The sequence below is a fragment of the Streptomyces sp. CO7 genome (assembly GCF_053474865.1).
In genome coordinates this window covers 26,348-48,656 of the sequence record NZ_JBRIOU010000002.1, presented here as the reverse complement: position 1 = coordinate 48,656, position 22,309 = coordinate 26,348, and the positions used below count along the sequence as shown (strand labels likewise).

The 22,309-nt window shown below is 72.3% G+C and carries 20 protein-coding genes; 8 read left to right on the top strand and 12 right to left on the bottom strand.

Annotation, left to right across the window (positions count from 1 at the left end; translation table 11 throughout):
- Positions 1-405: IS5 family transposase (locus tag ACOV8S_RS02145; protein ID WP_448315747.1), on the top strand; the 405-nt coding region annotated here is incomplete at its 5' end.
- A 282-nt stretch (positions 406-687) separates the two neighbouring features.
- On the opposite strand, the gene ACOV8S_RS02140 is transcribed toward ACOV8S_RS02145, so the two are convergent.
- From ACOV8S_RS02140 to miaA, 4 genes are all read right to left on the bottom strand, one after another.
- A complete protein-coding gene (locus ACOV8S_RS02140) occupies positions 688-2,880 on the bottom strand; it encodes a RelA/SpoT family protein (RefSeq protein ID WP_448315745.1) in 2,193 nt (730 codons plus the stop codon).
- Positions 2,881-3,129: 249 nt separating this feature from the next.
- Complete coding sequence (dapF, locus tag ACOV8S_RS02135; protein ID WP_448315743.1) at positions 3,130-4,026, bottom strand: diaminopimelate epimerase; 897 nt, start codon at positions 4,024-4,026, stop codon at positions 3,130-3,132.
- Positions 4,027-4,109: 83 nt separating this feature from the next.
- Positions 4,110-4,703 (bottom strand): hypothetical protein, encoded by a 594-nt coding sequence (locus tag ACOV8S_RS02130; protein ID WP_448317321.1) that lies wholly within the window; start codon positions 4,701-4,703, stop codon positions 4,110-4,112.
- 107 nt (positions 4,704-4,810) lie between these two features.
- A complete protein-coding gene (gene miaA, locus ACOV8S_RS02125; RefSeq protein ID WP_448315741.1) occupies positions 4,811-5,749 on the bottom strand; it encodes a tRNA (adenosine(37)-N6)-dimethylallyltransferase MiaA in 939 nt (312 codons plus the stop codon).
- Positions 5,750-5,892: 143 nt separating this feature from the next.
- Between miaA and ACOV8S_RS02120 the strand changes: the two genes are divergently transcribed.
- Positions 5,893-6,237, top strand: coding sequence for an antitoxin (locus tag ACOV8S_RS02120; RefSeq protein ID WP_448315739.1), 345 nt, complete (start codon positions 5,893-5,895; stop codon positions 6,235-6,237).
- Between the two features lie 260 nt (positions 6,238-6,497).
- On the opposite strand, the gene ACOV8S_RS02115 is transcribed toward ACOV8S_RS02120, so the two are convergent.
- From ACOV8S_RS02115 to ACOV8S_RS02105, 3 genes are all read right to left on the bottom strand, one after another.
- Positions 6,498-7,220 carry a class III extradiol dioxygenase subunit B-like domain-containing protein gene (locus tag ACOV8S_RS02115; protein ID WP_448315737.1) on the bottom strand — a complete coding sequence of 241 codons (723 nt, stop codon included), beginning with the start codon at positions 7,218-7,220 and terminating at the stop codon, positions 6,498-6,500.
- 77 nt (positions 7,221-7,297) lie between these two features.
- Entirely contained in the window at positions 7,298-8,851 is a 1,554-nt protein-coding gene (miaB, locus tag ACOV8S_RS02110) for a tRNA (N6-isopentenyl adenosine(37)-C2)-methylthiotransferase MiaB (protein WP_448315735.1), read from the bottom strand.
- A 58-nt stretch (positions 8,852-8,909) separates the two neighbouring features.
- The gene (locus tag ACOV8S_RS02105; RefSeq protein ID WP_448315733.1) at positions 8,910-9,947 is read right to left on the bottom strand and encodes a DUF2804 domain-containing protein; all 1,038 of its coding nucleotides are present in this window, start codon (positions 9,945-9,947) and stop codon (positions 8,910-8,912) included.
- A 163-nt stretch (positions 9,948-10,110) separates the two neighbouring features.
- Between ACOV8S_RS02105 and ACOV8S_RS02100 the strand changes: the two genes are divergently transcribed.
- Positions 10,111-11,112: a TAXI family TRAP transporter solute-binding subunit gene (locus ACOV8S_RS02100; RefSeq protein WP_448315731.1), complete on the top strand. Its 1,002-nt coding sequence runs from the start codon at positions 10,111-10,113 to the stop codon at positions 11,110-11,112.
- Here ACOV8S_RS02100 and ACOV8S_RS02095 read toward each other — a convergent pair.
- Positions 11,102-12,511 (bottom strand): ATP-binding protein, encoded by a 1,410-nt coding sequence (locus tag ACOV8S_RS02095; protein WP_448315729.1) that lies wholly within the window; start codon positions 12,509-12,511, stop codon positions 11,102-11,104. The genes ACOV8S_RS02100 and ACOV8S_RS02095 overlap by 11 nt on opposite strands.
- Before the next feature lie 7 nt (positions 12,512-12,518).
- Positions 12,519-13,208, bottom strand: a complete 690-nt coding sequence (locus tag ACOV8S_RS02090; RefSeq protein WP_448315727.1) for a response regulator transcription factor — start codon at positions 13,206-13,208, stop codon at positions 12,519-12,521.
- 259 nt (positions 13,209-13,467) lie between these two features.
- Here ACOV8S_RS02090 and ACOV8S_RS02085 point away from each other — a divergent pair, with 259 nt between their 5' ends.
- From ACOV8S_RS02085 to ACOV8S_RS02065, 5 genes are all read left to right on the top strand, one after another.
- Positions 13,468-14,244 carry an amino acid ABC transporter ATP-binding protein gene (locus tag ACOV8S_RS02085; RefSeq protein WP_448315725.1) on the top strand — a complete coding sequence of 259 codons (777 nt, stop codon included), beginning with the start codon at positions 13,468-13,470 and terminating at the stop codon, positions 14,242-14,244.
- 116 nt (positions 14,245-14,360) lie between these two features.
- The gene (locus ACOV8S_RS02080; protein ID WP_448315723.1) at positions 14,361-15,206 is read left to right on the top strand and encodes a glutamate ABC transporter substrate-binding protein; all 846 of its coding nucleotides are present in this window, start codon (positions 14,361-14,363) and stop codon (positions 15,204-15,206) included.
- A gap of 101 nt (positions 15,207-15,307) precedes the next feature.
- Positions 15,308-15,973, top strand: coding sequence for an amino acid ABC transporter permease (locus ACOV8S_RS02075; protein ID WP_448315721.1), 666 nt, complete (start codon positions 15,308-15,310; stop codon positions 15,971-15,973).
- Positions 15,970-16,872 (top strand): amino acid ABC transporter permease, encoded by a 903-nt coding sequence (locus ACOV8S_RS02070; RefSeq protein WP_448315720.1) that lies wholly within the window; start codon positions 15,970-15,972, stop codon positions 16,870-16,872. Before ACOV8S_RS02075 ends, ACOV8S_RS02070 begins: the two co-directional genes overlap by 4 nt.
- A 134-nt stretch (positions 16,873-17,006) precedes the next feature.
- Positions 17,007-18,713, top strand: a complete 1,707-nt coding sequence (locus ACOV8S_RS02065; protein WP_448315719.1) for an FAD-dependent monooxygenase — start codon at positions 17,007-17,009, stop codon at positions 18,711-18,713.
- Positions 18,714-19,094: 381 nt separating this feature from the next.
- Here ACOV8S_RS02065 and recX read toward each other — a convergent pair whose 3' ends face one another.
- From recX to ACOV8S_RS02050, 3 genes are all read right to left on the bottom strand, one after another.
- Positions 19,095-19,763 carry a recombination regulator RecX gene (gene recX / locus ACOV8S_RS02060; RefSeq protein ID WP_448315717.1) on the bottom strand — a complete coding sequence of 223 codons (669 nt, stop codon included), beginning with the start codon at positions 19,761-19,763 and terminating at the stop codon, positions 19,095-19,097.
- Positions 19,764-19,766: 3 nt separating this feature from the next.
- Positions 19,767-20,891 (bottom strand): recombinase RecA, encoded by a 1,125-nt coding sequence (gene recA / locus ACOV8S_RS02055; RefSeq protein ID WP_448315715.1) that lies wholly within the window; start codon positions 20,889-20,891, stop codon positions 19,767-19,769.
- A 235-nt stretch (positions 20,892-21,126) separates the two neighbouring features.
- Positions 21,127-22,309 (bottom strand): AI-2E family transporter (locus tag ACOV8S_RS02050; RefSeq protein WP_448315713.1); only part of this gene is annotated, 1,183 nt, incomplete at its 5' end.

Sequence of the window (22,309 nt, the reverse complement as noted above, 5' to 3'; positions counted from 1 at the left end):
TTCGTCCTCACCCCTGGCCAGGCCGGTGACGCACCCGCGTTTCCCGAGGTCATGGCCCAATTACGGGTGCCGCGGCCGATCGGGCGACCCCGGACCACTCCGGACGTGGTCCTGGCCGACAAGGCCTACTCGTCCCGCGCGATCCGATCCCGTCTGCGGCGGCGCGGAATCCGGGCGGTGATCCCGCAGCCCTCCGACCAGGCCGCAAACCGCAGGCGACGCGGCCGGCTCGGTGGCCGTCCGCCGGCCTTCGACCGAGAGGCCTACAAGCAGCGCAACACCGTCGAGCGGTGCATCAACAGGCTCAAGCAATGGCGCGGCCTTGCCACCCGCTACGACAAAACCGCCACCATCTACCTCGCCGGACTTCACATCGCCGCGATCTTCCTCTGGTCAGCGAGATGATCCGAAAGAAACGGCCTAGCGCCCCCGCCCAGCACGAGCGGGCCTTCCACAACTCACGAGCCTTCGACGTCCACTCACGCACGGACCGCGAGGCACTCCGGCCACACACGGGCCCCTAGCGCCCCCGCCCAGCACGAGCGCGGGCCTCCCACAACTCACGGGCCTTCGGCACCCCGTCACGCACGGACCGCGAGGCACTCCCGTCACACATGGGCGGCGCAGCACTCCGTCACACGCCGGCGGCGCGGGCCCTCCGGGGGCTCGGGAGGCCGGGCGGCGGGCTCACTGCGCGGCGGAGGCGGCGCGGGTGACGTCGAAGACGCCGGGCACGTCCCGCATGGCCCGCATCAGCGCGGACAGGTGGCCCGCGTCGGGCAGGTGCAGCGTGTAGGTGTGGCGGACCCGCTGCCGGACCGGCGGCTCCACGGTGGCGGAGACGATGTCCACGCCCTCGGCAGCGATCGCCTCGGTGAGGTCGGCCAGCAGATGGGGCCGGCCGAAGGACTCGGCGACCAGGGTGACCCGGCAGGCGGTGGTCTCGCCCCAGTGGACGGCGACCTGCTCACGGCCGGTGCCGAGCATCCGGACCGCGGTGGCGCAGTCCACCCGGTGGGCGGCGACCGCGCCGCCGCGCACGGTGAAGCCCACGATGTCGTCGCCCGGCACGGGCGTGCAGCAGCCGGCCAGCCGGACGGCGAGGCCCGGCCGGTCGCTGAGCACGCCGGTGCCGCGGAAGGACACGTCCGGCTCCACGGAGGGCTCCGGGGCGGGCGGTACCTCGCGGATCGCCTCGTCGGCACGGCCCTCGGGGGACGTCTCGCCGGCGGGCGCCTCGGCGGCACGGGCGGCCAGGCGGCGCTGGATGGCGATGCGCGCGGTCGGCGTGTGGGCGTGGTCGAGCCATTCGCGGGAGGGCTCGGACGCCGGGTCCTGGCCCATCAGCAACTGCACCCGGTCGCCGTCGCGCAGCACCGTCCCGAGGGCGGCGAGGCGTCCGTTGACGCGGGCGCCGATACAGGAGTGGGCGTCCTCGCCGTACTGGGCGTAGGCCGCGTCCACGCAGGTCGAGCCCTCGGGCAGGCCCAGGGCGCCGCCGTCGGCGCGGAAGACGGTGATCTCCCGGTCCTGGGCGAGGTCCTGGCGCAGCGTGGACCAGAAGATGTCGGTGTCGGGGGCGGCGGCCTGCCAGGCCAGCAGCCGCGACAGCCAGCCCGGGCGCGTCGGGTCCGCCCGCTCGCCGTCCGGACCCGCGTCCCCCCGGTCGCGCTCGCCGTGCTCGCCCTGGTCGTCCGAACCGGGGGGCGTCACATGGGGGTTGCCCAGCGCGATGACGCCGGCCTCGGCGAACTGGTGCATCCGGTGCGTGCGGATGAGGACTTCGGCGACCTGGCCGTCCTCCCGGGCGACCGCGGTGTGCAGCGACTGGTAGAGGTTGAACTTGGGGACCGCGATGAAGTCCTTGAACTCCGAGACGACCGGGGTGAAACAGGTGTGGAGCTCGCCGAGCACGCCGTAGCAGTCGGCGTCCTCGTTCACCAGGACCAGCAGCCGCCCGAAGTCGGTGCCCCTCAACTGCCCGCGCTTGACGGACACCCGGTGCACCGAGACGGCGTGCCGCGGCCGGATGACGACCTCGGCCGGGATGTCGGCCTCGCGCAGCACCGCGCGCACCGACTCGGCCATCTCCGCCAACGGGTCCTCCGACGCGTCCGCGTTGCCGTCGATCAGCTTCCGGGTGCGCTCGTACTCCTCGGGGCGCAGGACCGCGAAGACCAGGTCCTCCAACTCCGTCTTGAGCACCTGCACGCCGAGTCGCTCGGCGAGCGGGATGAGCACCTCGTGGGTGACCTTGGCGATGCGCTCCTGCTTCTCGCGCCGCATCACTCCGAGGGTGCGCATGTTGTGCAGCCGGTCGGCGAGTTTGATCGACATCACGCGCACGTCGTTGCCGGTGGCGACGAGCATCTTGCGGAAGGTCTCGGGCTCGGCGGCCGCGCCGTAGTCGACCTTCTCCAGCTTGGTGACGCCGTCGACCAGGTAGGAGACCTCCTCGCCGAACTCGGCGCGCACCTGCTCCAGGGTGACGGCGGTGTCCTCCACCGTGTCGTGCAGCAGCGAGGCCGTCAACGTCGTGGTCTCCGCGCCGAGTTCGGCGAGGATCAGGGTCACCGCGAGGGGGTGCGTGATGTACGGCTCGCCGCTCTTGCGCATCTGGCCGCGGTGCGAGGACTCGGCCAGCACGTAGGCGCGGCGCAGCGGCTCGAGATCGGCCTCGGGGAAGTGCGCCCGGTGGGCCTCGGCGACGTGGCTGATGGCGTCGGGCAGCCGGTCACGGCCGTTGGGCCCGAGCAGCGCGGCCCGCCCGAGCCGCCTCAGGTCGATTCTGGACCTGGAGCGCCGGCGGGGAGCCGGCGGGCTCTGCGGTACGGGCGTCACGGCCCCTGGGGTGGCGGCGTTCGTGGCCTCCGCGCTCATCGGCACCTCCGGCTGCGTCGACCGGCGGACGGGAAGCCCGAGAGGCGACACGGCCAGGGGTGCGGTGTCGATCCCCCGTCCGGACCGGTGCTTGATGCTATCGAGCCCACCACGTGCCGTTCACCGCCTCTCGCCCAGCGTGAACGGGATCACCCGTTCGAGGGAAGGAGACCGCCTCTGCGGCGTGGTGGCGCCCTGTGCGGGCCGCGAACACCCTCACCGCCTCCACGTGTCCCCTTCCACCCGGTTTCATACGTTCCGGACCTCCGGAGTCTTCGCGGCGGTGGCCCGCTCGAGCCATTCGGGGTCGATCTGCCCCTCGGCGACGATCTCCGCGGGGCCGGTCATCTCGATCTCGCCGTCCGGATGCTCGGTGATCACCAGGCGGCCGCCGGGCAGGTCCACCGTGTAGGTGACGGGAGTGCCGGTGACGGCCGGGTCCGCACCGTCCCGGCGGGCCGTCGCGACGGCCACGGCGCAGGCGCCGGTCCCGCAGGAACGGGTCTCGCCGGAGCCGCGCTCGTGGACCCGCATCGCGACGTGGCGCGGTCCGCGGTCGACCACGAACTCGACGTTGACACCGTCGGGATAGGCGGAGGCCGGGGCGAACGGCGGCGCGGAGAACAGGTTCCCGGCGTGCGCCAGGTCCTCCACGAAGGCGACCGCGTGCGGATTGCCCATGTTGACGTTCCGGGCGGGCCAGCTGCGGCCGTCGACCGAGACCGTCACCTCGCCCTCGGGGAGCACCGCGCGGCCCATGCGCACGGTGACGTCGCCGTCCTTGGCCAGGTGCACGGTCTTCACCCCGCCGCGGGTGGCCACGGCCAGCTCGCCGGCGGTGACGTGCCCGGCGTGCTGGAGGTAGCGGGCGAACGCGCGGACGCCGTTGCCGCACATCTCGGCGACCGAGCCGTCGCCGTTGCGGTAGTCCATGAACCATTCGGCCTCGCCGGCCATCTCCCGGGCCTCCGGGTGGGCGGCCGAACGCACCACGTGCAGCAGCCCGTCCCCGCCGATCCCCGCCCGGCGGTCGCACAGCGCGGCGACGGCGGCGGGAGGCAGGTCCACGGAGTTCTCGGGGTCCGGCACGACCACGAAGTCGTTCTCGGTGCCGTGGGCCTTGAGGAAGGCGATCCGCGTGCTCATCCTTCGATCGTACGGCCTGGCCGCTACCGGTGACGCCTGGCGGTCCTGCCCGCCGGGCGTGCGGGGCCGGCCAGCGGGTGCGCTCATCGCAGGCGGGCGACGCGCCAGACCGCGAGGAGGACGACGGCGGCCACGGTGACCGCGTAGGCCAGCGTGATCCGCCAGTCGGGACGGCGGCCGGAGCCCCGCGGCGGCAGGCCGGGCCAGTTCTGGCCGACCCTGCGGGCGGCGACCAGGCCCCAGCCGGCCGCGCACGAGCAGATCAGGACGCCCAGCATGGCGATCACCGCGCCGCTGTCGCCGAAGTCGAAGGCGAGCGGGAAGGCGAACATCAGGGAGCCCGCGGCCGCCAGCCCCACCACGGGGGCCAGGTGCCAGGCGCTCAGCCGCCGGCGCGGGCGGAGTTCGATCTCGACCTCGGGGCCGGAGAACATCTCCTCCGGCGTCGGGCCGTCGTCGCTCACGCCGTCCTCGTCGCCCTCGCCGTCGCCCACGACGTCGTCGGCGTCGGGGACCGTGGGCTCACCGAGCCCCTGGGCGGGGAACAGGTCGTCCGGGGTGTGCGCGGACGGCGCACCGGGCAGGTCCGTCGCACCGGGCTCCGGGGCGTCGTCGCGCCCCCGGTCACCTCCGGCGACCTGCCTCCCGTGTGCGGTGTCGCGAGGGCCGGCCTCCATCGCCACGCGCCCTCCTGACTGGGACTCCACTGGTCGATCGGATCACGATGATGGCACGCCGCCCGGGGCCCCGATGACGCCCGGAGCGACCCGATGCCATCACGTGATCAGGCTGTAACCGGCCGTTCGAGCAGGGCGAGCGCACGTCCGGGCAACTCGGCGGCGTCGGCGGCGGCCCCACTGAGCCAATGCACCCGCGGGTCGCGCCTGAACCACGAATCCTGGCGGCGCGCGAAGCGTTTGGTCGCGCGGACGGTCTCGGCGCGCGCCTCGTCGTCGGTGCACTCCCCCGCCAGCGCCGCGAGGATCTGCTGGTAGCCGAGCGCCCGGGACGCCGTGCGCCCCTCGCGCAACCCCTGTGCCTCCAGCGCCTCCACCTCCGCGACCAGTCCGGCGTCCCACATGCGGTCGACGCGGCGGGCGATCCGCTCGTCCAGCTCCGGCCGGGCCACGTCCACACCGATCTGCACGGTGTCGTAGACCGACTCGTGGCCGGGCAGGTTGGCGGTGAACGGCTTGCCGGTGATCTCGACGACCTCGAGCGCGCGCACGATCCGGCGGCCGTTGGAGGCCAGGATCACGGCCGCGGCGTCGGGGTCGGCGGCGGCCAGCCGGGCGTGCAGCGGGCCGGGGCCGTGCTGCTCCAGTTCCTCCTCGAGACGGGCCCGGACCTCCGGGTCGGTGCCGGGGAACTCCATGCGGTCGACCGCGCCGCGCACGTAGAGCCCGGAGCCGCCGACCAGGACGGGCCAGCGGCCCTCGGCGAGCAGCGCGTCGATGCGCGCGCGGGCCAGCCTCTGGTACTCGGCCACGCTGGCGGCGACGGTGACGTCCCAGATGTCCAGCAGGTGGTGGGTGATCCCGCCGCGTTCTTCGGGCGTCAGCTTGGCGGTGCCGATGTCCATGCCCCGGTAGAGCTGCATCGAGTCGGCGTTGATCACCTCGCCGCCGAGCCGCTGGGCGAGGAAGACGCCCAGGTCGGACTTGCCGGCGGCGGTGGGACCGACGACGGCGATGACGCGTGGGGTGGGACGAGTACTGCTCACCGCCCCAGTCTCCCAAACCGTGGCGGTGGCCGGGAGCGGGGTGCCTCGGTCGGACGCGCGCATCCGGCCGGTTCCGGGACGCATACGTACGGTGTGAAACGGACAGGTGTGTACCGATCCCACGGAAGGCGGGCAGGCGGAACATGAGCGGTTTTCTCGACAACCTGAAGAACAAGCTCGGTCCCGCGAAGGAGAAGGTCAACGACCTCGCCTCGCGGAACCAGGTGAAGATCCAGGACGGCATCGACAAGGCCGCGCGGAAGGTCGACGAGCGCACCAAGGGCAAGTACGCGGACAAGATCGAGCGGGGCACCGGCAAGGCCAAGGAGGCGGCGGCCCGCATGGCGGAGCCGAGGCCGGGACAGCACGGCCACGGCACCGGGCCCGCCTCCGGGATGACCGGTGAGGAGGGCCCGGGTCCGGTGCGACGCCCGGAGAGCGGCGACGGGGGCACCACGCCGCCGTCCTCGCCGCCGCCGGGGCACTGACCGGCCGGGCTCGGGTCGACGCCGGGTCGGCCGCCGGCCCGATCCTGGTCGGTGAGCCGGTCAGGTCCGTACAGGGCGCCCGGGTCCGGCCCGACAGGGCCCCGGTCAGGGAGCCGGCCGATCCGGGTAAGACCCCGGTCAGGACCCTGCACGGCCTCCGGCCGGTCCGGGCAAGATCTTCGGTCAGGTCCCTGCACGGCCCCCGGTCAGGGAGCCGGCCGGTCCGGATGACACCCGGTCAGGGCCGGACGGAGGGCCGGTCAGGTCCAGGACGCCACGAAGTAGCCCACCCCGTACGGGGCGTCGTCGTGCAGCAGACGGTGGCGGCCCGGGCCGTCGCCCGCACTCGCACTCGCGCCGGTGAGCACCTGCCAGGCGGTGCGGCCGGAGACCATCAGGTCGCGGGCGGTCTCCTCGTCGAGCCCGGCGAGGAACCCCTCCCTGTCTCCCGAGGCCAGCGCGGCGGAGATCCGGGCGTCCAGCGGCGCGGCGCGCTCGTCCAGGTAGCCGGGGGCCTTGAGGTCCCGGCGCGCGCTGCCGTCGCCCATGACCAGCAGGGCGACGCGGTCTGCCCAGGCCGCGATCTCCGCGCCGTGGGCGCGGCAGGTCGCGGGGGCACCGGTCGCGGCGGCCTCGAACGCGCGGACGGGTCCGCGCCAGGGCGAACGGGCCAGCAGCCAGGCTCCGACGGTCAGTGAGAGGGGCAGCGACATGTCCGCCCCGCCCCCGTGCGCTTCCGGCTCCCCCAGCGTGACGTCCAGCGGAACGCCGTGGCCGCGGAAGGAGCCGGTGGCGCCGGCCTCGTGCACGGCGTCGCGCTCACCGGGGCCCACCACGACGACCAGGTCGGGCTTCGCCTCCGCCAGCGCGCGCACCGCCTCGTCGCAGGCGGCGCGCAGCGGCTCCAGTTCGGGCGCGGCGCCCTGGGAGACGTCGGGCACGAGCAGCGGGGGGCAGGGGCACACGGCGGCGGCGACAAGCATGATCGCAGCGTAACCGCCGCCCTCACCCCGCGCCGCAGCCTCCCCGCACCCCGTGGGTCGGTCGCAGCCGCGGGGGATCAGTCGCAGCCGCAGGCGGACGCCGGAGCCGGGCTCGGGGCGGGGGCGCCGATGCCGGGGAGACCGAGCATGACCCCCGCCGGCTTCGCGGCCTCGGCCGCGTTCCGCTTCTCCCACGCGTCACCCGCACGCGTCCGGCGGACCTCCAGCACCGGCCCCTCGGCCAGCAGGTGGTGCGGCGCCGCGTAGGTGACCTCGACGGTCACCACGTCACCCGGGCGCACCTCCTCGTCCGGCTTGGTGAAGTGGACGAGCCGGTTGTCGGGCGCCCGTCCGGACAGCCGCCGCGTCGCACCGTCCTTGCGGCCCTCGCCCTCGGCGACCATGAGCTCCAGCGTCCGGCCGACCTGCTTCTTGTTCTCGTCCCAGGAGATCTCCTCCTGCAGGGCGACCAGCCGCTCGTAGCGCGCCTGGACGACCTCCTTGGGGATCTGGTCCTCCATGGTGGCCGCCGGGGTGCCGGGGCGCTTGGAGTACTGGAAGGTGAAGGCCTGCGCGAACCGCGCCTCGCGGACCACGTGCAGCGTCTGCTCGAAGTCCTCCTCGGTCTCGCCGGGGAAGCCCACGATGATGTCGGTGGTGATCGCCGCGTGCGGGATGGCGGCCCGCACCTTCTCGATGATCCCCAGGTACCGCTCCTGCCGGTAGGAGCGGCGCATCGCCTTGAGGACGGTGTCGGAGCCGGACTGCAGCGGCATGTGCAGCTGCGGCATCACGTTCGGCGTCTCGGCCATCGCGGCGATCACGTCGTCGGTGAAGTCCCGCGGGTGCGGCGAGGTGAAGCGGACCCGCTCCAGGCCCTCGATCTTCCCGCAGGCGCGCAGCAGCTTGCTGAACGCCTCGCGGTCGCCGATGTCGGAGCCGTAGGCGTTGACGTTCTGGCCGAGCAGGGTGATCTCCGAGACTCCCTCGGCGACCAGCGCCTCGATCTCGGCGAGGATGTCACCGGTACGGCGGTCCTTCTCCTTGCCGCGCAGCGCCGGGACGATGCAGAACGTGCAGGTGTTGTTGCAGCCGACGGAGATCGACACCCAGGCCGCGTAGGCGCTCTCGCGGCGGGTCGGCAGCGTGGAGGGGAACGCCTCGAGCGACTCGGCGATCTCGACCTGCGCCTCCTCCTGGACGCGGGCACGCTCCAGCAGGACGGGCAGCTTGCCGATGTTGTGCGTGCCGAAGACGACGTCCACCCAGGGCGCCTTCTTGACGATGGTGTCGCGGTCCTTCTGGGCGAGGCAGCCGCCGACGGCGATCTGCATGCCGGGGCGCGAGGCCTTCCGCGGGGCGAGGCGGCCGAGGTTGCCGTAGAGGCGGTTGTCGGCGTTCTCGCGGACGGCGCAGGTGTTGAAGACGACGACGTCGGCGTCGCCGTCGGACCCCTCGGGGGCGCGGACGTAGCCGGCGCCCTCCAGCAGCCCGGAGAGCCGCTCGGAGTCGTGGACGTTCATCTGACACCCGTAGGTGCGTACCTCATAGGTCTTGAGACCCACCGCCGTGTCCACGACGGCCTCGTCCACTGCCCCGCTCACCGCGTCGCTCCGGTCCATGCTGCTCATAGGACACAAGGGTAAGGGGGCGCCGGACCCGCCCCGCACGCGTCCCGGGGGCTCGTGGTCACAGGCGGGCGCGCATCGACTCGCAGACGCCGTGCACCCCGTCGATCCGGTACTCGGCGCCGCCCGCGGCGAGCACTCCCCGGTAACGGCCGTACATCTGGAAGTAGTCGATGGCGAGGAGGCCGAGCTGGTGCCGGACCTCCTTGCGGCCCTCCGGCTCGAAGACGACGTCCAGCCGTCCGTCCCGGGAGGCGATCCGCCAGGGCGCCGCGGGGTCGTCCGGGCGCTCGGGGGTGAAGGAGATCTCACCCAGCGGCTCGCAGACGCCCGGGCCCCAGATCGCCGACTCCTCGGGCTCGCCCGGCAGCTCGGGGCGGTCGGCGAAGTTGGCGCCGACGACCCCGTCGGGGGTGGGCAGCGCGAAGGTGCCCCACAGCCAGCGGGTGCGGTAGGCCAGGAAGGAGCGGTGCTCGTCCAGGACGGCGAGGTCGCGTCGGGCGTCGAAGACGTACTCGGCGGCGCCGGCCCGGAGCACGCCCTCGACGGGGAAGGCCGCCTTGTGGGTGTACATCCGGCCGCCGCCCGGCAGCCGCGAGCTCACCGACAGGGGCGCGCTCGCCGCTCGGGCGTGGAGGGTCAGTTCGGCGCCGAAGGCCGGGGCGGCCTCGGTGGCGGCGATGTCGACGTGGATCGTGTGCCGGCCGGCCGTGGCGTCGAAGTCGTAGGCGATCCGGTGTCCGGGCCGGTCGAAGGAGCAGTGCCCGCCGTCCAGCAGGTTCGCGGGCAGCACGGCGGAGCCGCCGCGGGCGTTGGCGGCGTGCTGGTGGAGGACGCCGGTGCGCCGGTCGTGGGCGTACATCTCGCAGGAGGCCAGGTACTGGGCGTCCTGGACGATCAGGGACGACCAGACGTCCGGGTGCAGCAGCGTGAACCCGGCCCACTCCTTCAGCCGCGGCCGCCGCATCAGGCGGGGTACCCCGGTGAACTCGTCGAGCGGATTGACGCGGGCCGGGCGCGAGGAAAGCCGGCCGTACCGGCGGACCCCGCCCTCGACCAGGAGGGGGAGTTCGGCTGCGGGCTGATGAGAGGCGGGCACAAGGCCGGAGCCAACCATCACGGCGGGGGCCGGTCAACGGTCCGCGCTCCCCCGGCGGCGCGGGACGGCGGCGCGGGACGGTGACGCGTCGCACACGGCGGGCGGGCCGCCGAGGTGACCTCCGGCCTACCGGCGGGCCACGACCGCTGGCAGGATCGCTGGCATGTTCCCGGCTGCGACCCGAATCGGCAGACGACGGGCCCTGACGGGCTCGGCCGTCGCGCTCGTCGTGCTGGCCGTCCTGGTGTGGTGGCTGCAGCCCTTCAGCAGGACCCCGCCCAGCGGGGAGGTGGTCTTCGGCACCGGCACCAGGGCGGGCGTGTACCAGCTGTACGGCGAGAAGCTGCGCGGCGAGCTGGCGGTGGACATGCCGGACCTGTCGGTGGAGCTGAAGACCTCGCTGGGGTCCCAGCAGAACGTGGCGATGGTGGCCCTGGACAAGACGCAGTTCGCCATCGCCGCCGCGGACGCCGTGGAGAACTACCGCAACGACGGGAAGCCGGGGGCGGGGGACCTGCGCGGTGTGGCCCGCCTGTACGACGACTACCTCCAGCTGATCGTGCCCGTCGGGTCGAAGGTGCAGCACGTCGACGACCTGAAGGGACTGCGGGTGGGGATCGGCCCGGACCACTCCGGCGTGCAGCTGATCGCCAACGGGGTCCTGCGGGCCGCGGGACTGGACCCGGCGGAGGACGTGGTGCCGCACCGCGACGGCATCGACACCGGGCCGGGCAAGCTGGAGCGCGGCGAGATCGACGCCTTCTTCTGGTCGGGCGGTCTGCCCACGCGTGGTCTGGTGGACCTCTCCGAGAGGTTCGACTTCCGTTTCGTGCCCATCGAGAGCCACCTGGTCACCGCCCTGCACCGGCAGGACGACATGGTCGGGCACCACTACCGCCCCGCCACCATGCCGGAATCCGCGTATCCGCGGGCGATGAACGGCGAGCCGGTGGAGACCCTGGCCGTCTCCAACCTGCTGATCACCCGCAAGGACGTGGACCCGGAGCTCATCGAATGGTTCACCCGGACGGTGATCCGCAGCCGGGACGACATCGGCAAGGAGGTCCACGCCGCCCAGGTGGTCGACGTGCGCACCGCGGTCGACACCCACCCGCTGCCGCTCCACAGGGGCGCGCTGAACTACTACCGCTCGGTCAAGCCCTAGGCCCGGTGCGGGGCAGCGTGACCGTCGCCCTGAGGCCGTGCGGCTCGTGGTGCCCGAACTCCAGCGAGCCGCCCGCCGCGGCCAGCAGGGCCTTGGAGATCGACAGGCCCAGCCCGGACCCGTTGACGTTCTGGTGACGGCCGCTGCGCCAGAACCGGTCCCCCACGCGCAGGAGTTCCTCGTCGGTGAGGCCCGGCCCCTCGTCGACCACGACCACCTTCGCGGTCCGCCCGTTCGCGGCCACCGAGACGTGCACCTCGCCGCCCTCGGGGGTGAACTTCACCGCGTTGTCGATCACCGCGTCCAGCGCGCTGGAGAGGGTGACCGGGTCGGCCCAGGCGGTGGTGGGGGGACACGTGCCGGTCAGGGTGACGCCCTTGGCCTCGGCGGCCGGCGCCCAGGCGGCGACGCGTTCGTCGGCGAGGGCGCCGATGTCGGCGAGGCCCAGTTCGGGTTCGGCGTGCTCGGCGAGCGCCAGGTCCAGCAGGTCGTCGAGGACCTGTGTGAGCCGCTTGCCCTCGACGCGCACCGAGGCGATCTCCTCGTTGCCCTCGGGCAGTTCCAGCGCCAGCAGCTCGATCCGCAGCAGCAGGGCGGACAGCGGGTTGCGCAGCTGGTGCGAGGCATCGGCCACGAACGCCCGCTGCTGCTCGAGCACCTGCTCCACGTGGTCCGCCATCTCGTTGAACGAGTCGGCCAGCCGCTGCAGTTCGGGCGGTCCGCCGGCGGCGGCGACCCGGGACTTGAGGCGGCCGGTGGCGATGTCGTGGGTGGTGGCGTCCAGGACCCGGACCGGCCTGAGCACCCAGTGGGTGAGGCGCAGCGCGGCGCCGACGGCGACCAGCATCGCCGCCAGTTCCCCGGCGGCGATCAGCAGCCAGCCGCGCAGGGTGCGGTCCCGCATGCCGTCGGTCGGCGAGTCGGTGACCACCACCGCGACCACGTCGCCGTCACGGATCACCGGGGAGGCGACCACCAGCCGGCGGTCCTGCCAGGGCCACACCTGTGCCGGGTCGTGGCTGCGACGGCTCAGCCGCGCCTCCTCGAACGCGGTGCGCACCTCGCCGCCGCGCGGCAGCTTCCAGTCGTCGGGGGCGGAGGTCAGCAGGTCACCGCTGCGCTTGAAGACGCCGGCCCGGATGCCGTAGACGTCGTGGTAGGTCCGCAGCTCGCGGGTGAGGCTCTCGGCGCGCTCGCCGGCCGCCCCGTCGTTCACGTCACCGGGCGCCAGGGCGCGCACGAACTGGGCCAGGGCGGCGAAGCGGGCGGTGTCGTCGATCCGGTCGACCACCACGCGCTGCTGCTCGGCGGCTGCCACGCTCACGGCCAGGGGCACGCCCAGCGCGAGCAGCACGGCCGCCATCAGAACGATCAGCAGCGGAAGAAGCCTGGTGCGCACCCGTCCCCTAGGCGGCCGGGGCGACGAGTCGGTACCCGACGCCGCGAACGGTCTCTATCAGCGTCGGCCGGCGCAACTTGGAGCGGAGCGAGGCGACGTGCACCTCGAGAGTACGCCCGGTCCCCTCCCAGCTGGTACGCCAGACCTCGCTGATGATCTGCTCGCGCCGGAAGACCACGCCCGGTCGCTGCGCGAGCAGCGCGAGCAGGTCGAACTCCTTGCGGGTGAGGGCCACCTGCGCGCCGTCGACGGTGACCTGCCGGGTGGACAGCTCGATCCGCACGGTTCCCAGGTCGAGGACGGTGGCGTCGGCGCCGCCGGGGTTCTCCTCGGAGGCGTGGCGGCGGGCGACCGCGTGGATGCGGGCGAGCAGTTCACCGGTGTCGTAGGGCTTCACGACGTAGTCGTCGGCCCCCAGGTTGAGGCCGTGGATGCGGGAGCGGACGTCGGCCCTGGCAGTCACCATGATCACCGGGGTGCTGGTCCGCTTGCGTATGCGTCCGCAGACCTCGAAGCCGTCCTGGTCGGGAAGGCCGAGGTCGAGGAGGACGACGGCGAAGGCGGGACCGCCGGGCACCAGCGCGCGCAGCGCCTCCTCGCCGTTGCGGGCGTGGGTGACGCTGAACCCGTGCCGGGCGAGGACCGCGGTCAGGGCCGCCGCCACGTGGTTGTCGTCCTCGACGAGGAGCAGTCTCATGATGTCCGGCCCTCCCTTCGGCCGCCCTGTCCGGCGCCGCCTCGCGACCGGAACTCCTACCGGGTACCACCCCGCCGACAGGTTTAGGAGCGCCGCGAAGGGTTTCGTTACCCACCCGGTACGGAGCAGGACGTCCCAACTACGGCTTGTGTCCGATTGCTATCCGATCGTGATGCTCAATTTCCGCTCAGAAGTAATGCGCTGGTAGGACCGGGTTATTAAGGTCCTCCGAAACCGAGGAGGACGGAGCCAGCAAACGATGACCGATGTAACGGTGGCCAAGGAAGATGCGGCCCCGGTCGGCGATCTCGTGGTCCTGAAGAACGTCAACAAGCACTTCGGCGCTCTGCACGTGCTCCAGGACATCGATCTGACCATCGCCCGCGGTGAGGTTGTCGTGGTCATCGGACCCTCCGGGTCCGGCAAGTCCACTCTGTGCCGCACCATCAACCGCCTGGAGACCATCGACTCCGGCGAGATCACGATCGACGACCGGCCCCTGCCCGCGGAGGGCAAGGAGCTGGCACGGCTGCGCGCCGACGTCGGCATGGTCTTCCAGTCGTTCAACCTGTTCGCCCACAAGACGGTCCTCGAGAACGTCACCCTGGGCCAGGTCAAGGTCCGCAAGGCCGACAAGAAGGCGGCCGAGGAGAAGGCGCGGGCCCTGCTCGACCGGGTCGGTGTCGGCGCGCAGGCGGACAAGTTCCCGGCCCAGCTCTCCGGCGGCCAGCAGCAGCGCGTCGCCATCGCGCGGGCGCTGGCCATGGACCCGAAGGTGATGCTCTTCGACGAGCCGACCTCGGCCCTGGACCCGGAGATGATCAACGAGGTCCTTGAGGTCATGCAGCAGCTCGCCCGCGACGGCATGACCATGATCGTCGTCACGCATGAGATGGGCTTCGCCCGCTCGGCCGCGAACCGGGTCGTGTTCATGGCGGACGGACGGATCGTCGAAGAGGCGGCTCCGGACCAGTTCTTCAGCAACCCCCGCAGTGACCGGGCCAAGGACTTCCTGTCCAAGATCCTGCATCACTGAGACCACCCTCCGGCGGCACCGCCGGGAAGACTTCGAGGCGCCCGCGCCACCTCCCGCCGCCGGACACGTCGTCCGGGTTCGGGTTGTATCTCCTCATCACGCAAAGGATGTTCACCATGCAGCTTCGCAAGATCACTGCCGCTTCCGCGGCCGTCGTCGCCCTGGCCCTGACCGCCACCGCCTGCGGCGAGGGCGCCGCCGAGAAGGACGGCAAGGGCGGCGGTGAGGGCGGCAAGGGCAAGATCACGATCGGCATCAAGTTCGACCAGCCCGGTCTCGGCCAGAAGACCCCGCAGGGCTACGCCGGTTTCGACGTGGACGTCGCGAAGTACGTCGCCAAGGAGCTCGGTTACTCCGAGTCCCAGATCGAGTGGAAGGAGTCGAAGAGCGCCGACCGCGAGAACATGCTGGACCGCGGCGACGTCGACTTCATCGCCGCCACCTACTCGATCAACGACGAGCGTGAGCAGAAGGTCGACTTCGCCGGCCCGTACCTGCTGGCCCACCAGGACCTGCTGGTCCGCGCCGACGACGACTCCATCAAGTCGGCCAAGGACCTGAACAGCAAGAAGCTGTGCTCGGTGACCGGTTCGACCTCCGCCCAGAACGTCAAGGAGAAGCTGGCCCCCAAGGCCCAGCTGCAGGAGTACCCGACCTACTCCGCCTGCCTGACCGGTCTGAAGAGCGGCGCCGTCGACGCGCTGACCACGGACGACTCCATCCTGGCCGGTTACGCCGCCCAGGACACCTTCAAGGGCCAGTTCAAGCTCGCCGGCCTGCAGCTGTCGAACGAGAACTACGGCATCGGCGTCAAGGAGGGCAGCGACCTCAAGGCGAAGATCAACAAGGCCCTCGAGAAGATGGTCTCCGACAAGTCGTGGCAGAAGGCGGTCGACACCCACTTCGGGCCGGCCAACTACAAGAACGAGCCCGCGCCGGCGATCGGCGACATCAAGAAGTAACGTCCAGCGGCCTCGTCACGGCGCCCTGTCCGCCCGGCCCCGGCCGGGCGGACAGGGGCCGCCGCCCTTGAGCCAACCGACACGCGGAAGCGCGGGAGATCGTGTTCGACTTTCTTGAAGGTTATGACCTGCTGGGAGCCTTCTGGGTGACGGTGCAGCTCACCGTCTACTCGGCCATCGGCTCCCTGGTCTGGGGAACCCTGCTGGCCGGCATGCGGGTGGGCCCGGTGCCGCTCATGCGCGCCTTCGGCACCGCGTACGTGAACTTCGTGCGCAACATCCCGCTCACCGTGATCATTCTGTTCAGCTCGCTGGGGCTGTTCCAGACGCTCGAGGTGAAGCTCGGCGGTGACATCAACACCGTCATCAACTTCCGGCTGTCGGTGCTCAGCCTGATCGTCTACACCTCGGCGTTCGTCTGCGAGGCGCTGCGGTCCGGCATCAACACCGTGCCGGTCGGACAGGCCGAGGCGGCGCGGGCGCTCGGCCTGAACTTCGGCCAGGTGCTGCGTCTGATCGTCCTGCCGCAGGCCTTCCGTGCGGCCGTGGGCCCGCTGGCCAACGTGCTGATCGCGCTGACCAAGAACACCACGGTGGCAGCGGTCATCGGTGTCGCCGAGGCCTCGCTGCTGATGAAGGAAATCGTCGAGGACAAGGCGCAGTTGGTGCTGACCGGCACCGTGTTCGCCTTCGGCTTCGTGTGCCTGACCCTGCCGACGGGTCTGCTGATGGGCCTGCTGGGCAAGAAGGTGGCGGTGAAGCGATGAGCGCGTCCGTTCTGTACGAGGCCCAGGGCCCGCGGGCCAAGGCCCGCAACATCGTCTACACGGCCGTCTTCCTGGTCGCCGTCGCGGTGCTCCTGTGGTGGGTCTACGGCGCACTCAAGGAGAAGGGCCAGCTCGACTGGGTCCTGTGGGAGCCGTTCACCGGCGGCGACATCTGGACGACCTATCTGCTGCCCGGCCTGGGGCACACCCTGCTGGCCGCGGCGCTGTCCCTGGTGATAGCCCTGCCGCTGGGCGCGGTCCTCGGCATAGCGCGGCTCTCCGACCACGCGTGGATCCGGAAGCCGGCCACCGTGGTCGTGGAGTTCTTCCGCGCCATCCCGGTGCTGATCCTGATGGTCTTCTGCCAGCAGTTCTACTACCTGTACACCGGCGTCAGCAGCGACTCCCGGCCGCTGTACGCGGTGGTGACCGGTCTCGTGCTGTACAACGCGTCGGTACTGGCCGAGATCGTGCGGGCCGGCATCGAGTCCCTGCCCAAGGGCCAGTCCGAGGCTGCCATGGCCATCGGCCTGCGCAAGAGCCAGATGATGCGGCAGATCCTGCTGCCGCAGGCGGTCACCGCGATGCTGCCCGCCATCGTCAGCCAGCTCGTGGTCATCGTGAAGGACACCGCGCTGGGCGGCTACATGCTGACCTTCCCCGAGCTCCTGTCCAACGCGAACACGGCGAGCTCCTACTACGGCGCGAACATCATCCCCTGCCTCACGGTGGCGGCGATCATCTTCGTCCTGGTCAACTTCGCCCTCACCTCCTTCGCGAGCTGGCTGGAGAAGCGTCTGCGGCGCGGCAAGAAATCCACCGGCGCGGTCGTCGCGGCCGGCGCGGTGGCCGACCTGTCGACGCCCGGCGGCCACGAGGACGTGAAGAAGACCACCTGACGGCGGCCGAGGCTGACGCAACGTCAGTCCCGGAAGTGTCCAGGTGGCACGGGAGGCATCCGACGAAGGCAGTGGCGGGCACGCCACTGCCTTCGTCGCTTGACGCGGACACCTGCAATGGGTTGCATAACCATGTGATCGCGCACTCTGCTCCACCCCCCTCCGCCCCTGTGCTCGTCGTGGGCGCGGGACCGGTGGGGCTCACCCTCGCGCTCGCGCTCGCGCGCCAGGGGGTCCCCTCGGTGGTCCTCGACGAGGGACAGGGCGGCGCGATGCCGCGTCCGGCCCGCACGGTGGTGCTGCATCCGGACACCGCGGCGCTGATCACCCGGGTCACCGGCGGGGGCCTCGACCGGCTGGGGCTGCGCTGGAGCGGCTGGCGCGCACTGCGCGGCCGCCGGACCGCCTTCGAGACGACCTTCGAGACCGCCTTCGGCACATCCCACGGGACGGCCGACGGCGGCGCACGGCCCGGCGACGGCGCCCCGCTGCACCTCCCCCAGCACGCGCTGACCGGCGCGCTGCGCGCGGCGGCCGTGCGGGAACCGCTGGTCACCCTGGTCCCGGAGAGCCGGCTCGACGCGCTGGAACAGGACGCCTCCCAGGTCCGCGCCCGGGCTCGCTCGGCGCACGGCACCTGGTGGCAGGGCACCCACCTGGTCGGCTGCGACGGCGCCCGGTCCACGGTGCGAAAGCTGCTCGACATCCGCTTCCCCGGCCGTACCGCGGTGGAGCGGCACGCGGTGGCGACCCTGCGCGTCGACCTGCCCCTGCCGGGTACCGCGACCCTGCACCGCACCCCGCCGTGGCGGTCGTCGGCGCCGTTCGCCGGCGAGGTGGTGGGGCGCCCGCTGCCGGACGGGGCGTGGCGGCTGGACTGGCTGATGCCGCCGCCCCGCGACCCGGCGGCCGACCTGGTCACGGCCGACGTGCTGGTGGCGCTGGTGCGCGAGACGCTGGCCGGCTGGGACGACTCCGACCTGCCGCCGCCCTACGAACTGCTGGACACCGGGGTGCACACGGTCCACCATCGGCTCGCCCGGCGGTGGCGGCGGGGCCGGGCCTTCCTGGCGGGCGACGCCGCCCACCTGCTCGGCTCACTGGGCGGCCAAGGCCTCGAGGAGGGGCTGCGGGACGCGGAGAACCTCGCCTGGAAGCTGGCCTTCGTCCGACAGGGCAAGGCGCCCGAGGCACTGCTGGACACCTACCAGGCCGAGCGGCGGGCGGTGGTGTCCGGCCGGCTGCGCGCCGCCGACCAGGCGCTGCCGATACTGCGCGGCGGCGGGCTGCGCAGCTACGTGCCGGGGACGGCGCGCGCCCAGGACGCCCTGCTGGTCGACGGTCATCTCGGACGGGGCGCCCTCGGCGGGCCGGGACGCTACGGGTCGTCACCGCTGCTGCCCACGCCGACGGACGCGGAGGTGGCGGTGGACACGGCGCCCGGCGAGCTCGTGGAGGACGTACGGGTCACCGCGGAGGACGGCTCCACCGCCGGGCTGTGGGAGCGGCTGGGCCGCGGCACGCTGTCGGTGGTGCTGGTCGCGCCCGGCACCGGGGTGTGGGAGCGGCGGCACTGGGCGGGCGCGGGGATCATGCCCGCCCTCGCCGATGCGGTGCGGACCCTGCCGGCGCCCGCGGAACTGCTGGTCACCGAGGTGTATCCGGGGGCCCCGGCGCACACCGTCCTGCTGGTGCGGCCGGACGGCCGTCTGGTCACCGCGCTCTCGGGCGTCCGCCCGCAGCAACTGCGGGCCGCGGCCGAGGCGGCGACCGGCGTGAATCTGACGGTTCCGGGCCCGTCCGCGCCCGAGCCGGAGACGGAACGGGCGGGGGCGCGCTAGAGGCGGCGCCGGGCGCGCGCCCGGCGTTGTTCCCCGCCCCGGGGAGGAAGGATCTCCGGCACGGAGAGCCAAAGGGTGCGCGCCGATGACGGCGGGGCCGGTGCGCGCCGCTGACTGCGGGTGCCGGGGTGTACCCCAGTGACGGCGGATGCCGGGGGTGTGCGTCGTGTGACCGGTGGTGCCGCTGGCGCCAGGAAGTCCGTGCTGTTGCCCACCGGCAGCAAGCAGTCTCCGCGAAGCCCGCGAGCCCTGTCGTGCGCCCCGTCCGCGGACGCACGCTCCCGCTCACGCACGCAGACGTGACGTGGTGTGCGAGCACGCTCGCACCGCGGTGCGGACGGCCGCTCCTCCCTCGGGACGGCGCGACCGGCCGGTGCCGGATCAGTAGGCGTCGTCCCCGGGTGTCCCCGCGTACTCGTCGAGCTCCAGCTCCTCCCCCTCGGCCTCCAGTGCCTCGCGGACGACGCGCAGGGCCAGGCCCTCCGGGTAGCCCTTGCGGGCGAGCATTCCGGCGAGGCGGCGTATCCGCTTGTCGCGGTCCAGCCCCCGGGTGGAGCGCAGCTTCCGGGCGACGAGGTCGCGGGCGGTGGCCTCCTCCTGCTCGCTGTCGAGCTGGGAGACCGCCTCGTCGATCAGCGAGGAATCCACGCCCTTGGTCCGCAGCTCGCGGGCGAGGGCACGTCGGGCCAGGCCCCGGCCGTGGTGCCGGGACTCCACCCACGCGCCGGCGAAGGCGCCGTCGTCGATCAGGCCCACCTCCTCGAACCGGGTGAGCACCTCCTCGGCGACGTCGTCGGGGATCTCCCGCTTGCGCAGGGCGTCGGCGAGCTGCTTGCGGGTCCGCGGGGACCCGGTGAGCAGGCGCAGGCAGATGCCCCGCGCCCGCTCGGCCGGATCCCCACGGTCACCGTCGTGAGCTGTGCGATCGACCTGCTCGCCGCGCATCCCGCGGCCCTTGCGACTGCCGCGACCGGGACGACGGGCCGGACCGGGCGGGCCGGCCTCGTCGTCGGGGCCGGTCTCTCCGGCCCATTCGGTTCGGCGTGTCACGGATCAGCCCTTGGCCGCCGCGGCCTTGGCCTTGGTGGCCCGGGCGGCGGGAGCCGGGACGGCCTTGGCGGCGTCCGCCTCCTCGCCGGCGGCCGGCTCGGTGGTGGCCGCGGCGGCGGCCTCCTCCTCCGTCGGCTTGATGACGCCGAGCTTGGTCTTGATCTTCCGCTCGATCTCCTCCGCCAGGGCGGGGTTGTCCTTGAGGAAGTTGCGGGCGTTCTCCTTGCCCTGGCCGAGCTGGTCGCCCTCGTACGTGTACCAGGCGCCGGCCTTGCGGACGAAGCCGTGCTCGACGCCCATGTCGATCAGGCCGCCCTCGCGGCTGATGCCCTGGCCGTAGAGGATGTCGAACTCGGCCTGCTTGAACGGCGGGGCCACCTTGTTCTTGACCACCTTGCAGCGGGTGCGGTTGCCGACCGCGTCCGTGCCGTCCTTCAGGGTCTCGATGCGGCGGATGTCGATACGCACCGAGGCGTAGAACTTCAGCGCCCGGCCACCGGTCGTGGTCTCCGGGGAGCCGAACATGACGCCGATCTTCTCGCGGAGCTGGTTGATGAAGATCGCCGTGGTCTTGGACTGGTTGAGCGCGCTGGTGATCTTCCGCAGCGCCTGGCTCATCAGACGGGCCTGCAGACCCACGTGGCTGTCGCCCATCTCGCCCTCGATCTCCGCGCGCGGGACCAGCGCCGCGACGGAGTCGATGACGATCAGGTCGAGCGCGCCGGAGCGGACCAGCATGTCCACGATCTCCAGCGCCTGCTCGCCGTTGTCGGGCTGCGAGAGGATCAGGTTGTCGACGTCCACGCCGAGCTTGCGGGCGTACTCGGGGTCGAGCGCGTGCTCCGCGTCGACGAACGCCACCTGGCCGCCGGCCTTCTGCGCGTTCGCCACGGCGTGCAGGGTCAGCGTGGTCTTGCCGGAGGACTCGGGGCCGTAGATCTCCACCACTCGGCCGCGCGGCAGGCCGCCGACGCCGAGCGCCACGTCCAGGGCGGTCGAGCCGGTCGGGATGACCTCGATGGGCTCCTGGGTGCGGTCGCCCATACGCATGACCGCGCCCTTGCCGAATTGCCGTTCAATCTGCGCGAGGGCTGTTTCCAGCGCCTTCTCGCGGTCGGTTCCTGCCATGGGTTCCACCCGGTTTGCTTGAGTCGATCGCTTCACGTCAAAGACGCTAACGCCTGCCACTGACAACGCGCCCCGACGCCCGTCCACCCTGTGGAAAACTCGGTCACATCTCACCTCAAACCGTACAGAAGTACCGTTGCGAGACAGATGCCCGAGGACCACCGGCAGCCCCATAAGAATGCCTGTTCGATTTTCGTGTCAAATCATGCCGAGGGCGTGCCCGGTCCCGCCGGCTTCACACCCGGGAACCGCGCCGAAGCCCCCGGGCCCGGCGGAACAGCGCCCGGGGACCCTCGCCCTCCGCGCCACGCGGACGGTCGTGCACCCGCGGGTCGTCCGTCACGGCGTACCGCTTCACGTAGGCGCCGAGGAACGCCTGCAGGGTGGCCACCGCCGGAATCGCGATCAGCGCGCCGACCGCGCCGAGCAGCGCGGTGCCGGCGATCACCGACCCGAAGGCGACCGCCGGGTGGATGTCCACGGTCCTCGCGGTCAGCTTCGGCTGCAGCAGGTAGTTCTCGAACTGCTGGTACACCACCACGAAGGCCAGCACCCACAGCGCGTACCAGGGGTTCACGGTGAAGGCGATCAGCATCGGCAGCGCGCCCGCGAGGTAGGTGCCGATGGTCGGGATGAACTGCGACACCAGGCCCACCCACACCGCCAGCACCGGCGCGTAGGGCACCTCCATGGCCTGCAGCAGGACGTAGTGCGCCAGGCCGGAGATCAGCGCCATCAGGCCCCGCGAGTAGATGTAGCCGCCGGTCTTGTCGACGGCGATCTCCCAGGCGCGGAGCACCTCGGCCTGCTTCGCGGGAGGCAGCACGGAGCACAGGGCGCGCCGCAGGCGGGGGCCGTCAGCGGCGAAGTAGAAGGAGAACAGGGTGACGGTCAGCAGCTGGAACAGGCCGCCGAGGACCTGCGCGGACACGTCCAGCACGCCGCTGGCGCTGTCCTCGACGTACTTGCGCAGCCGGTCCGAGCTGAGCAGGCTCTCCTGGACGTCGACCCGGCGCAGTTCGGTGTCGAAGTGGACGTTGATCCAGTTGATCACCGAGTCCAGGTAGCCGGGGAAGTCCTCGATGATCCGGATGACCTGGTCGGCGAGCATCGTGCTCATCAGGGTGACGAAGCCGGCCGCGCCGGCCAGCACGCCGAGGAAGACCAGGCAGGCCGCCACGCCGCGCCGGATCCCGCGGGCGGCCATCCAGCTGACCGCGGGCTCGATGGCGAGCGCGAGGAAGAAGGCGATCAGCACGTTGATCAGCAGGCCGGTCAGCCGGTGGAAGGCCCAGCTGCCCAGCTGGAACACGGCGACCAGGGACAGCGCGAGCACCATGGCCCGCGGCAGCCACCGGGGCATCCGGGAGGCACGCGGCTCGTCACCGGCGGGGGGGGGCGCGGCGGCCGGGGGGGCC